The following is a 13,040-nucleotide window of genomic DNA, read 5'->3' as shown; positions in this document are numbered from 1 at the left end:
TTATGATTGATTGTTATTTATAATTCTTGTTAATATTTCTAATCCTTTAGGTGTACAAATACCTCTAAGGTGATATTCTAAATAGTTTTCCATAAGCTCGGTCATAGAAAAATCTTTAAGAGGGAAAAGCTCTTTATCTTTCAAGCATATCATATTATTAATATATACTCTTGAGATAAAATCTATGCTTATTGTATTTCTGTAAAGCCCCATATCTACACCTCTTCTTAGATTTTCTGTTATGCAATCTTGCATTACACAGGTTTGCTTAGATTTTAAAGCTCCATAAATTTTCGGGTAATATTTTTGGAGTTGATATTGAGGTGATGATTTTTCATCTTTTAAATGCTCCATTACAAACTGCTTAATCTCAAAAATCTCTTCAATAGGATTTTTGTTAACAGCACAAATGCAGTCAATTCCCTGCGAAATTGCCTCAAACACGTGTAGTGTAGTTGCTTCAACCAATTTGGTTTTGTTTGCAAAATGTACATAAATGGTTTTTTTAGATATGCCCATTTTATTAGCAATATCATCCATTGTAACGCTTTTAAACCCAAGGGTTAAAAACAAATCTGCTGCTTTATGTATAATTTTTTCTCTCATAATAAAGGCGCAAAACTACAATAGGAAACTTTAAAAACCTAAAAAGTTTCCAAAGTTTTACAATTATTTAACACATATTTTACATCATTACTTTTTAATATGAGGAATTGCTTTATTTTTGTTTGATGCTATCTATAGAAAAATACCAGCAAATTTTTGTTGAATATCTTGAAGGCTATTCAACAATAAAAGAACCCAAAAACCTTTATCAACCCATTGAATATATATTAAGTTTAGGAGGTAAAAGACTTAGACCAGTTTTAACTTTAATGACAGCTGATATATTTGAAGGTAATTACAAAACTGCTTTAGATGCAGCGTTGAGTATAGAGGTATTTCACAATTTTTCATTAGTTCATGATGATATTATGGATGATGCGCCTTTGCGACGTGGACAAAAAACAGTGCACGAGAAATGGGATATTAACACCGGAATTCTTTCTGGAGATGCGATGCTAATAATGGCGTATCAACTTTTTGAGAATTATGATGCTGAAACATTTCAAGCTTTAGCAAAATTATTTAGCAAAACAGCTATTGAGGTTTGTGAAGGTCAGCAATATGATGTTGATTTTGAAACTAGAAATGATGTTACTATTCCTGAATATTTAAAAATGATTGAATATAAAACAGCAGTTTTAGTTGGTGCAGCTATGAAAATGGGTGCTATTGTTGCTAAAGCTTCTAAAAATGACCAAAATAGTATTTATGAGTTTGGGAAAAATTTAGGAATAGCGTTTCAATTACAAGATGATTATTTAGATGCTTTTGGTAATCCTGAAACCTTTGGAAAACAAGTTGGAGGTGATATTATAGAGAATAAAAAAACATATTTGTATTTAAAAGCATTAGAGTTTTTAAATGAAACAGATAAAAAAGAATTGAGTCAATTATTTTCATCAAATCCTGAAGATGTTTCAAGTAAAATTGAAAAAGCAAAACAGTTGTTTAAATCATCGGGTTCTGCAGAAGCAACAAAAAAAGCTATTCAAGAATATACAAATCAAGCATTTGCTGTTTTAGAATCTTTGAATATCTCTTCAGAAAAGAAAAACGTACTTAAAGATTTTGGAAATAGCCTAATGAATAGAACTGTTTAATGAATATGCCAGCTACATTTGATGGTTTAATTGAAGAAGCAAATCAATTAGATTTATATAAAAAATTAATTGTTCAGCTAAATAAAGATTTTCTTTTAGCAAATATTGATTTAGATTTTCATGAAGATGTTTTACCATCAAGCTTAAAGCTATTACTACACGAAACAGTTTATAAGCTTATTCAAGAAAAATTCACAGAGTATCTAAACTTACTTTACATAATCGATGTTCCAGAAAAACAAGTAAAAGCTTTAGATGGTGAGGATATTTTAAAACTATCAGAAGACGTTTCGTTTTTAATTTTAAAACGCGAATGGCAAAAAGTATGGTTTAGAAATAAATACTCTTAAAAATCTTTTTTTCTTGATTTTACTGCAATTCTAATAATTGGTAAAATAATCCAAATTAATAACATAATAAACGAAACTACTAACCCAAAGTTTGTTCCAAAAAACTGTTTAAATATAGCGCCAGTATAACCTAAGAGTGCAGAAATATCCAACTTTAATAAAATTAGAGTTCTAGATAAATCTATGGGATTAAGCATAGTGCCAATTAATGATAATTTATCTAATGGATATTCTTCAAAAACTATTAAAGACATTAAAAATATACCATCATATATAATAGCTAAAAACAGCCATAAAAGTATAGCGTATCCAAATCCTTTAATCTTGTTTTCGTTAGTTAATGCTATGTTAAAAGCTAGTGCGGTAAATATTAAAGTTAAAAACACACCTGTAATTAATAATAATGAAAAGTCCCAAATGGCATTGCTTCTAAACAAGCCATAAAACATAAATGGTATGCCTAAGCCTAAAATTAAACTCATAGAAAGCGATAGTGATACTCCTAAATACTGACCTAAAAATATGGAAGATCGTTTTAAAGGTTGCGCTAAAAGTAGTTCTGTAAATTCTTTGGAATTGTAATAATACATAACACCAAAAATGGTTCCTATTAAAGGCACAAGAATTATAATAACATTCATTAGGGTAATTACGGCTTTTGATAAATCGTTATTTAAAAACAAAAGCACAATACCTAATAATAAATAAAAACCGAAGTATACATAACTCCAACGGCTACGCATTAAATCATAAAAACTATATTTTAATATTTTAAACATGATTTTCTGTTAGTATTGATGCTATCGCATGTTCGAAATCGGGTTGATTTGTTTTTGATTTTAATTCTGAAATAGAGCCTTTAAAGTATATTTTCCCTTCTAAAAGAAATACAATTTCATCTGAAACTTCTTCAACAAAACTCATAATATGAGAAGTGATTAAAATGGTTTTTCCTTTAGCTTTTTCGGCTTGAATTAAATCTTTTAGTCTTATTAAAGAAATAGGGTCTAGTCCTGTGGTGGGCTCATCTAAAATAATTAAAGGGCAATCAAACATAAACGTTAAAACTATATTTACTTTTTGTTTGGTACCACCAGAAAGATTACCCAGCTTTTTATCTAAAAAAGGTTCTAGTTTAAAAAGCTCGATAAGCTTTTCATCTTTAGTGGTGTTACCTCTTAAATCTTTAATCATTCTTATTAATTCTCTTACCTTTAAATTGCTTGGAAAGTTTGCTATTTGAGGTAAATAATCAATTTTATGTCTGTATTCTGAGTTTTTTTTTATGTTTTCTCCAAGTACAGTAATATTACCTTTATTAGGTATAACCATACCCAAAATAGATTTTATTAATGTTGTTTTTCCAGAGCCATTTGGTCCAAGAACTGCAAAAATTCCACCTTCATTAATAGTTAAATCTAAACCACATAGTACCTGGTTTTTACCAAATTTTTTATATAAATTTTGAATATCTACCATGTTATTTTTTTAGTTAGCGGATTGTTGTCTAGCAAATTATCTGGTGTAAATACAGGAGATACTTTTTCAGAAAAATCTATAATATCTATAAATAAACTACGCAATAAAATAATGGTTTCTGGTGTTCGATTTACAATATACGAGAATAGTTTTACAGGTCTGTAAGGCGTGTCTCCAACACCGTTTTTATCTAAATCGTACCCGGTGTAATTACTCCAGAAATTTCTATCAAAAACATTATCATTTACTTTACTGTTATAAGCAATATCAAAAGAATTGTAAAGGAAATTATTTTCAATAAATTTATTTGAATAGCAAGCACCACGAACTTTAATAGCCCAACCATTATTGGTAAAGTTGTTGTTTTTATAGGTTATTCTGTTTGAGCCTTCTATGTTTATTCCTATAGTGTTTTCTTCAAAAGTATTACCAATAATTTCTGCATCATTAATTTCTTTTAAAAGCATACCATAAGATGCCGTTCCCCAATTTTTTTTAAAGGTATTATTATACATTTTAATTTTTTTTGAAAACATAACAGCAACCCCTGCTCCGTTATTTTCAAAAGTGTTGTCTTGGTAAATGTCATCATTAGAAAACATAAAATGTAAACCATAACGCAAATTTTCTGCACTTACATTATTCTTGATTAAACAATCATCAGAAAACTCTAGATAAATTCCATCACGAACATGTTCTACATAGTTATGTTCTATTTCTATATGATTGCTGTACCATAATTGTATGCCATTTCCAGAGTTGTATTCTTCAATGGCATCTCCAATAATTTTGTTGTGAAATACTTTCCCGTAGCTTGATTTTTCAAGATAAATACCAAAAAACAATTTTTCTAATACTACATTTTGAATAATAAAGTTTTTGCTCTTTATAACACGAATAGCTGCATAATCTTCAGTATAACTAGTTCCAACATTAATGATGAATAAACCATCGATTGTTACATTGTCTGAAACAATTGTAATTATTTCACCTTTTAACTCTCCATCAATTACTGGGTAGTTTTCTCCAATAATAGTGAGTGGTTTATTTACAACAATATTGTACTCTTTATAAGAGCCTTTTTTTACAAGAATAGTATCAAAATCTTTAGCTTGTGTAATGGCACTTTGTAAAGTTGAAGTTGGGCAAGAATGGCATACCTCAATAGTTTGAGCAATAGTTTGAGCAATAGTTGTGCTAGCCATTAAAATGACTGATAAAAAAGCGAGCAAGTGTTTCATTTAACTAGTCTTTAAATTTTGCTAGTATTTCATCCCATGTATATAAATTGCCTCCTTTTATGGCTTGAACTTTTTCTGCATCTTCTTTAGTTTTAAAAGCCGATAGAAAAGCACCCATTGGGCTAGGGACATTTTTACTTATTAAGAATGTAGCTTTTGTGGCATTAATTAAGGCTTCAGGTTCATTATAATTGTTGGACAGGTATAATTCTATTTCATTCGTATCGAATTCTTCTAAGAAATTAACCATGCATTCTGTGGCATCAAATTTATAAACTTTACCTTTTTTTGTAACAATTTCTGCGGCATGTACTTTGTCTACAATAGTCATTTTACAAAAATGGCATCCATCATTTCCATAGTCTATAGCCTTTGGAGATACATTACAATTAAAAAGAAAAAGTAGTAATGCGTAAATATAATAGTGTTTTAGTGTTTGCATTATTTTAGTGTTTTTATATTTTATCTGTTTCTTACATAATTAAGAATTTTTATAATGTTTTTTTCCTACAAAATATGCAAATAAAGACATCGCTATTCCTAATCCTAAAAACAAAGCACCGAGTCTTGGGTATGAGTGCGCTCTAAAATTCAAAATATCTTTACTGCCAAATAAAGGTGGTTGAAACCCCATAACTGTTCCATCTGGATTTGTAAATTTCATAATGGCTTTTGGGTCTAAATTATGGCCATAATCATGTTCCCAGATATAAAAATCATACATTCCTGCACTACTTAAAAGAACCATAAGAACAAACCAATACAAAAACCATTTATAGTTGCCTTTAAAAGCAATGATTAGCCCAATAAAGGTAGTAATAATAATTCCTGCCGGAAATATTTTAAACTCTGGAATAGCTTCTGGAATATATTTCATGCCTACATAATGATTCATAAGATTAATATTTTTGATGTCGTGAGGATGAACATCAGAGAAATCATTGATATGAATATTCATTGCTAACGGAATGGGATATTGAGGCGCTTCTAATGTTATTCTCCATAAAGGAAAAAGAAATAATCCTAAAGGTAATAATGCCGCAATAAGCATGATAATATTAGATTTTTTCATTTTTAAAAGTCTTTTAATTTGCTAATGTTTTATAAGAAAGGCGAGAGCGAAATAATAGCTCTCGCCTTTTTGGGAAATAAACACTAAAACAAAATTCCCCAGTTTAATTTTACTCTATATCTTCACCAAGCGACCATTTTAAAGGTGTGTTGGCGTTAGTTGGTGATACACGAACATAACCTTGCATTTCCTGATGTAAAGCAGAACAGAAATCTGTACAGTAAAATGGCCATACACCTTCTTGTTTTGGTTCCCAAAGGAATGTTTCTGTTTGACCAGGCATAATTAGTAACTCTGATGTATTAGCACCAATCATACTTACACCATGTGGCACATCGTAATCTTGCTCTAAATTAGTTACATGAAAATAAACTTTATCTCCTACTTTAATACCTTCAATATTATCAGGTGAAAAATGACTTCTAATCATAGTCATATAAATATGAACGGTTTTTCCATCTCTAACTACTTTGGTGTCTGCTTCACTTTTTGCTGCAAATGGATGTTTATTATCCTCAAGTTTAAAGATTTTTTTAGACCTAGGTTTTATTAAATCTGCAGGACAACCAGCTGCGTAGTGTGGCTCTCCAATTGTTGGAAAATCTAATAGTAATTCCATTTTGTCTCCAGAGATATCATATAATTGAGCAGATTGCGTAACCTCAGGACCAGTTGGTAAATAACGGTCTTTTGTAATTTTATTCATAGCTACAACATATTTACCCCATGGTTTTTGAGAATTTCCTCCAGGAATCATTAAGTGCCCTACAGAGTAGTAACAAGGTTGTCTATCTACAACTTCCCATGTTCCTAATTTCCATTTTACTACTTCAGATGAAATAAAGAATGTTGTATAGGCATTTCCTTTTCCATCAAACTCAGTATGTAAAGGTCCTAAACCTGGTTGTTCCACAGAGCCAGCTAAAACATCTTCAAAATTTAATATAGGAATACCATATGCATCACCAGCAAACTTTTTATTTTCAATAGCATCTAACATTTTTGTAAATGAATGCACTGTTAGGTTTGCAGAAAGTTTACCATTCCCTACAATATATTCACCAGTAGGATCTACATCGCAACCATGTGGTGATTTTGGAGTTGGAAGAAAATATACAGCTCCAGGAACATCTAAAGGATTTACAGTAAGTACTTCTTTTTTCATTGTAGAAGTTGCAGTGTGTGTGTCTTCATCATAAATATTATGTGCGTAATTAGCTGGTACCATGGTTCCACCGCCATTGTTAACATATTCTTCAATTTTTTTCCAGTTTACAGCTGCAATAAAATCTTTATCATTTTGAGATGCATTTACTTCTAAAAGTGTGCTTGCTTCTTCAGAATTATAGGTGGTAAAAAAGAACCAACCATGAGATTTTCCACGACCAGGATGCGAAAGGTCGTAATCGAAACCAGGCATTATTAATTGAAACTTAATGTCCATATGTCCGTGTTCCGGATCAACAGAAATAAACGACAAAGCACCTTTAAAGTTGCCTTTGTATTCGCTAATTGGCATGTCTTTTTGAGGAACAGGAACAGAGAAACGCGTACCTGCAACTACATATTCTGTGTTTTCTGTAACAAACGATGAACTGTGATTACCTGCACTATTTGGTACTTCTATAATTTCAGTAGTTTCAAATGTTGATAAATCGATTTTTGCAATCCTTGGCGTGTTATTACCATTAATAAATATCCAACGACCATCAATTTCACCTCCTGTTTGAGAAATGTCTGGGTGATGCGAATCATCCCAAGGCACGAAACCATGAGATGTATTTAACATAGGTTTAGTTTCTTCGTTGTAACCATAAGCTTTTTCTGCATCTTGGGAGAATACAGGAATGACTTTAAATAACCTTCCAGATGGTAAACCGTAAACGGATAACTGTCCGCTGAAACCACCAGATATAAAAGCATAAAATTCATCGTGCTCTCCAGGAGCTACATAAACTTTTTCGGCAACGTTACCTGCCAAAGCTCCAGATCTGCTATCTGATTTGCCAGAATTATTACAACTTGTAAGTGCTACTAAAGCACTTAATATTGTAAGCGTTAATTTTAATATATTCTTCATCGTTATATAAATTTTAGTTAGTGCTTTTTATTCTTCGGTTGGAGGTAATAATACTTTATCAATTACATGTACAATACCATTACCAGCTTTAACGCTTGCAATAATATTTGCTCCACCAATTACTGGTTTTCCATCAATAACTTCTACTTGTACATATTGATTATTTGCTTGACCCAATTTTGGAAGTTTTGTTAAAATAGTAGTACTTAAATTTCCTGGGGTTACATGATATTTTAAAATATTAGCAAGTGTAGCTTTATTTTCAGATTTTACTAAATTTTCTACTGTACCTTCTGGCAATGCATCAAATGCACTATCGGTAGGTGCAAAAACCGTAAGCGGACCAACGTTTACTAGTGCGTTTTCTACTTGTGCAGCTTGTACAGCAGCAACAAGTGTTTTATGATCTGGCGAGTTTATTGCAATTTGCAAACAATTAGGTGTTGCTTCATCATCTGTAACAAAAGCTTGACCGGTTCTTTCTGTTGATTCATTTTCAGTTGTATTAACTGTAGAGGTCGTTGAGGCTTCTTTGTTTTCATTTTTACAAGAACAAATCAATGCTACTAGTGTAAAAACAAAAAGTAATTGTTTAATTGTTTTCATTAGTTATTATTATAGGGTTCGGAAGTATTCTAATACAGCTCTGGCTTCTTCTTCAGTAAGGTTTTGATTAGCCATAGGAGAACCATTAAATTCAATTAATAACTCCTTAGCCAATGGGTCTTTTTGCACCATTTCTTCAGGATTTAAAATCATATTCATAACCCACTCTGGTGATCTTCGATCTAAAAGCCCTGTTGGAGCTGGACCAATAAATTTTTTATCTGGTCTATGGCAAGCGGTACACATTTTTTTGAATACATCTGCTCCATGAGCCACCATTTTTTGATCTATCTCTGCATTTAGAGCTAAAGATTTTATTGGCCCTACACCTTTATTTTCTAAATCTACTTTTTGAGATGCTGGAACCGTTTCTTCTTTTTTTACTGTTTGTTCTGTTGGTGTCTTTTTTTCATAAGAAAACCCTTCTTTCTTTTTTTCTTCTTTACCACCACAGCTAATGAGTAGTGCAAGGAATAATGTCATTACAATGTTTAGTGTTGTTTTCATAAAAGTTGATTTTAGTGATAACAAAACTATAAGCTTGTAATACAATATAATATGATAAAAATCATATTTAAGATAAAAATATCTTTTTTACCTTTGCGCCAATTTTAAAACGTATTATGCTGTCAAACTCTTCAAAGTATGCAATAAAAGCTATTCTATTTTTAGCGATAGAATCTAGTGAAGAAAAAAAAGTAATGGTTAAAGAAATTGCAAAACCAATTAATGTACCACAAGCGTATATTGCAAAGTTACTTCAAGAATTAGCTAGGGAAAACATGGTGTCTTCTGTTAGAGGGCCAAAAGGAGGGTTCTACTTAAATGAAGAAAATATGAACCAACCTGTAATTAATATTTTAAATGTTGTAGATGATGAACACAAATTAACCAACTGTATGTTAAGTTTAGAAAAATGTGATGAGAATAAACCATGTCCTTTACATCATATTTTAGGACCATCGAGAAATAAAATATTAAAGAAGTTAAAAAACAAGACTATTAAAGAATTGGCTTTTGATGTTAAACAGGGAAATTCTTTTTTGCCTCTATAAATTAAAAATAAAACCTCATAAAAGGAGCCAAAGGGGTTGTGTAAATACTTTTTTCATCATCGTAAAGCACATCATATCTTAGGCCAAATGTAACATTACCGCTTCTATAACCTGCACCTATAAATAAAGCGGGTACCCAATAGTTGTAGTCTTCAATATTCAAATTAACATCGTATCTTCTATCTACATTAAGTTGCTCAAATTCTGCAGAAAGTTGTAATTCAGGAATTACATTAAATAGTCCAATCAAACTTCCACCTAAAATGGTAGACTTATATACATTTTTTTGATTGTTAAATGTGGCATTTAGACCTAAACCTAATGCAAAATCATTTTCAAATTGATAAATGGCACTTGGTGCTATGGTTCCGCTAAAAAAACCATCTCCAAAACTAAGTCCAATACCACCTCCATATCTAACATTTTTCCAGAAATTGCTTTTAGTTTCTTGAGCATTTAAATTAAAAGCACAAAAAAGGATTATTACTAAACTAACAGCAGCTTTTTTATTAATTAAAAAAAATAAATTCATTTGAATGAGAAATAATTAAAAATTTAACATGTAAATACTACTTATTAATTAAATTATAATAGTACACCATAAATATAGTTAAAGAAACATCTAATTTTAGTAAAAGTTGTATTTTTGGAAAATATTTTGACTACCCTTAAGCGGGATTAAATAGAACAATGGATAAATTTTCATTTTTAAACGCAGCACATACAGCTTATTTTGCTGATTTATACGATCAATATTTAGAAAACCCAGATACTGTTGAACCAAGTTGGAGAGCCTTTTTTCAAGGTTATGATTTTGGTAGCGAAAACTATGGTTTAAATGGTGAGATTATAGAAGGTGTTTCTACCCAAATACCAGAGCATGTTCAAAAAGAATTTCAAGTAGTTAGGCTTATTGATGGTTATAGAATGCGAGGACATTTGTTTACCAAAACTAACCCTGTTAGAGGTAGAAGAACTTATACGCCTACATTAGAATTACATAATTTTAATTTATCTGAAAATGATTTAGATACCGTTTTTAATGCTGGAGAAATTTTGGGTATTGGTGCTCAAACCTTACGTAAAATTATCACGCATCTTGAGAATATTTATTGTGATTCTATAGGGGTTGAGTATATGTATTTGCGTAATCCAGAGGTTATTAAGTGGTGGCAGGATAAACTTAATGTTAATGATAATCATCCTAGTTTTTCAGCAGAAAAAAAGAAATATATTCTTTCAAAATTAAACCAAGCAGTTAACTTCGAGAACTTTTTACAAACAAAATATGTAGGTCAAAAGCGATTTTCTTTAGAAGGAGGAGAGTCTTTAATTCCTGCTATTAGCAATGCACTGTATTATTCTGTAGAAAAGTTTGGTGTAAAAGAGTGTGTGTTAGGAATGGCACATCGTGGTCGTTTAAGTACATTGGTTAACATTTTTAGAAAACCAATGCGAGAGCTTTTTAGTGAGTTTGATGGAAAAGATTTTGAAGACGAAAATATTGATGGAGACGTAAAGTATCATTTAGGATTAACACTAGATAAAACGTATCAAAACGGGAAAAATATTAAGATGAATTTGGTTCCAAATCCATCACATTTAGAAACCGTTGCTCCAGTGGCCGAAGGTATTACCAGAGCAAAAATAGATAGTGATTATAATGGAGATGATTCTAAAATTTTACCAATAATAGTTCATGGTGATGCTGCTATTGCAGGTCAAGGAATTGCTTATGAGGTAGCCCAAATGAGTAAGTTAAATGGGTATAAAACAGGAGGAACGGTTCATATAGTTGTAAATAACCAAATAGGTTTTACAACTAATTATCTTGATGCCCGATCAAGTACGTATTGTACAGATGTTGCCAAAGTAACACTGTCTCCTGTATTGCATGTAAATGCAGATGATGCCGAGGCAGTTGTTCATGCTGTAGAAATGGCTTTAGAGTATAGAATGCGATATAAAAAAGATGTGTACATCGATTTATTAGGTTATAGAAAATATGGACATAACGAAGGCGATGAGCCTAGATTTACGCAGCCAAAACTTTATAAAAACATAGCAAAACACCCAAATCCTTTCAAAATATATTCTGATAAGTTAATTGAAGAAAAAACAATTGACCAAGGTTACGTAGATAAAATTGTAAATGATTTTAGAGCAACTTTAGAAAGTGAATACGAAAAATCTAAACAAGCTGAATCTTCAAAAGTAAGAGAGTTTATGGAAGAACGTTGGACAGCGTTTCAACGTAAGGGTATTGAGGCTATGCTTGAAACCGAAGACACAAAATATCCTAAAAGTAAACTAGAAAATATTTCAAGAATAGTTTCCACTGTACCAGAAGGCGTTAAGTTTTTACGTAAAGCTGTAAGAATTTTAGATGGTCGTGCAAAAATGGTTTTCGAAACCGATACCTTAGATTGGGGTATGGCAGAAACCTTAGCCTATGGTAGTTTAATGGAAGAGGGTTTTAATGTTCGTATTTCTGGACAAGATGTAGAACGCGGTACATTTAGCCATCGACATGCTATTTTAAGGGACGAAATCTCAGAAGAGCGTATCAATTTATTAAATACAAATCCAGACAGTAAAGGGCAAATGTATATTTACAATTCCTTTTTATCAGAATATGGTGTACTTGGTTTTGATTATGGTTACGCTATGGCAAATCCAAATACATTAACTATATGGGAAGCTCAGTTTGGAGATTTTAGTAATGGTGCGCAAATTATATTCGACCAATATTTATCTGCAGCTGAAGATAAATGGAAAGCACAAAACGGTATAGTTGTGTTACTACCTCATGGATATGAAGGTCAAGGTTCCGAACATTCATCGGCAAGAATAGAGCGTTATTTACAATTATGTGGTAATGATAATATGATTGTTGCAGATTGTACAACACCTGCCAATTTTTTCCATTTATTGCGTCGTCAATTAAAACGTGATTATAGAAAACCTTTAATTGTATTTACTCCTAAAAGTTTATTACGTCACCCTAAAGCAGTATCATCAATAAATGAATTAGCAACAGGCAGATTCCAAGAAGTAATAGATGATACAATAAATCCTAAAAAAGTTAAAAAACTGGTATTTTGTACAGGTAAATTTTATTACGATTTATTAGCAGAAAGGGAAAATTTAAATAGAGAAGATGTAGCTTTGGTTAGAATAGAGCAATTATTTCCATTGCATTTTGAAAAAATACAGGAAGTAATTAATCGTTATCCAAATGTTGAAAAGCATGTTTGGGCACAAGAAGAGCCTAAGAATATGGGAGCTTGGAGTTATATGTTACAACGTATGGATTTGGTTAAGTTAGAAGTTTGTTCAAGACCATATAATTCTGTGCCAGCGCCAGGATCCAGCACACGAGATAAAAGAAGACAACAACGCGTTATAAATGCAGTTTTTGATAAAGAATAGATTAAAAAGAATTTAAGAT

At 31.1% G+C, this 13,040-nt stretch carries 14 protein-coding genes; 4 read left to right on the top strand and 10 right to left on the bottom strand.

The features are described from left to right. On the bottom strand, positions 1 to 606 hold the full coding sequence (locus MBM09_RS00555; protein ID WP_238674902.1) for a TetR/AcrR family transcriptional regulator: 606 nt from the start codon (positions 604 to 606) through the stop codon (positions 1 to 3). Between the two features lie 125 nt (positions 607 to 731). Here MBM09_RS00555 and MBM09_RS00550 point away from each other — a divergent pair, with 125 nt between their 5' ends. Both MBM09_RS00550 and MBM09_RS00545 read left to right on the top strand, forming a co-directional pair. Beyond that, on the top strand, positions 732 to 1,706 hold the full coding sequence (locus MBM09_RS00550; protein WP_238674901.1) for a polyprenyl synthetase family protein: 975 nt from the start codon (positions 732 to 734) through the stop codon (positions 1,704 to 1,706). After that, on the top strand, positions 1,706 to 2,056 hold the full coding sequence (locus tag MBM09_RS00545) for a hypothetical protein (RefSeq protein WP_238674900.1): 351 nt from the start codon (positions 1,706 to 1,708) through the stop codon (positions 2,054 to 2,056). Before MBM09_RS00550 ends, MBM09_RS00545 begins: the two co-directional genes overlap by 1 nt. Here MBM09_RS00545 and MBM09_RS00540 read toward each other — a convergent pair. From MBM09_RS00540 to MBM09_RS00505, 8 genes are all read right to left on the bottom strand, one after another. Next, on the bottom strand, positions 2,053 to 2,835 hold the full coding sequence (locus tag MBM09_RS00540) for an ABC transporter permease (protein WP_238674899.1): 783 nt from the start codon (positions 2,833 to 2,835) through the stop codon (positions 2,053 to 2,055). The genes MBM09_RS00545 and MBM09_RS00540 overlap by 4 nt on opposite strands. After that, a complete protein-coding gene (locus MBM09_RS00535; protein WP_238674898.1) occupies positions 2,828 to 3,535 on the bottom strand; it encodes an ABC transporter ATP-binding protein in 708 nt (235 codons plus the stop codon). The genes MBM09_RS00540 and MBM09_RS00535 overlap by 8 nt, the downstream gene beginning before the upstream one ends. Next, on the bottom strand, positions 3,529 to 4,740 hold the full coding sequence (locus tag MBM09_RS00530) for a nitrous oxide reductase family maturation protein NosD (protein ID WP_238676354.1): 1,212 nt from the start codon (positions 4,738 to 4,740) through the stop codon (positions 3,529 to 3,531). The genes MBM09_RS00535 and MBM09_RS00530 overlap by 7 nt, the downstream gene beginning before the upstream one ends. Positions 4,741 to 4,780: 40 nt before the next feature. Then, entirely contained in the window at positions 4,781 to 5,218 is a 438-nt protein-coding gene (locus tag MBM09_RS00525) for a nitrous oxide reductase accessory protein NosL (protein ID WP_238674897.1), read from the bottom strand. Between the two features lie 39 nt (positions 5,219 to 5,257). Beyond that, positions 5,258 to 5,848 carry a hypothetical protein gene (locus tag MBM09_RS00520; protein WP_238674896.1) on the bottom strand — a complete coding sequence of 197 codons (591 nt, stop codon included), beginning with the start codon at positions 5,846 to 5,848 and terminating at the stop codon, positions 5,258 to 5,260. 109 nt (positions 5,849 to 5,957) lie between these two features. After that, positions 5,958 to 7,928 (bottom strand): Sec-dependent nitrous-oxide reductase, encoded by a 1,971-nt coding sequence (gene nosZ / locus MBM09_RS00515; RefSeq protein WP_238674895.1) that lies wholly within the window; start codon positions 7,926 to 7,928, stop codon positions 5,958 to 5,960. 27 nt (positions 7,929 to 7,955) lie between these two features. Then, entirely contained in the window at positions 7,956 to 8,534 is a 579-nt protein-coding gene (locus tag MBM09_RS00510; RefSeq protein WP_238674894.1) for a fasciclin domain-containing protein, read from the bottom strand. Positions 8,535 to 8,543: 9 nt separating this feature from the next. After that, complete coding sequence (locus tag MBM09_RS00505) at positions 8,544 to 9,041, bottom strand: cytochrome c (protein ID WP_238674893.1); 498 nt, start codon at positions 9,039 to 9,041, stop codon at positions 8,544 to 8,546. A 116-nt stretch (positions 9,042 to 9,157) separates the two neighbouring features. On the opposite strand from MBM09_RS00505, the gene MBM09_RS00500 reads away from it, so the two are divergent. Next, positions 9,158 to 9,589, top strand: coding sequence for an Rrf2 family transcriptional regulator (locus MBM09_RS00500; protein WP_238674892.1), 432 nt, complete (start codon positions 9,158 to 9,160; stop codon positions 9,587 to 9,589). A gap of 1 nt (position 9,590) precedes the next feature. On the opposite strand, the gene MBM09_RS00495 is transcribed toward MBM09_RS00500, so the two are convergent. Beyond that, positions 9,591 to 10,121 (bottom strand): alpha-ketoglutarate decarboxylase, encoded by a 531-nt coding sequence (locus MBM09_RS00495; protein WP_238674891.1) that lies wholly within the window; start codon positions 10,119 to 10,121, stop codon positions 9,591 to 9,593. Positions 10,122 to 10,279: 158 nt separating this feature from the next. Here MBM09_RS00495 and MBM09_RS00490 point away from each other — a divergent pair, with 158 nt between their 5' ends. Further along, positions 10,280 to 13,021, top strand: a complete 2,742-nt coding sequence (locus MBM09_RS00490; protein WP_238674890.1) for a 2-oxoglutarate dehydrogenase E1 component — start codon at positions 10,280 to 10,282, stop codon at positions 13,019 to 13,021. Positions 13,022 to 13,040 lie beyond the last annotated feature (19 nt).

It is taken from the genome of Flaviramulus sp. BrNp1-15 (assembly GCF_022259695.1).
GTDB lineage: Bacteria > Bacteroidota > Bacteroidia > Flavobacteriales > Flavobacteriaceae > BrNp1-15.
Note: the sequence above shows the minus strand (reverse complement) of the source record. Positions and strands in the feature narration are given on the sequence as shown.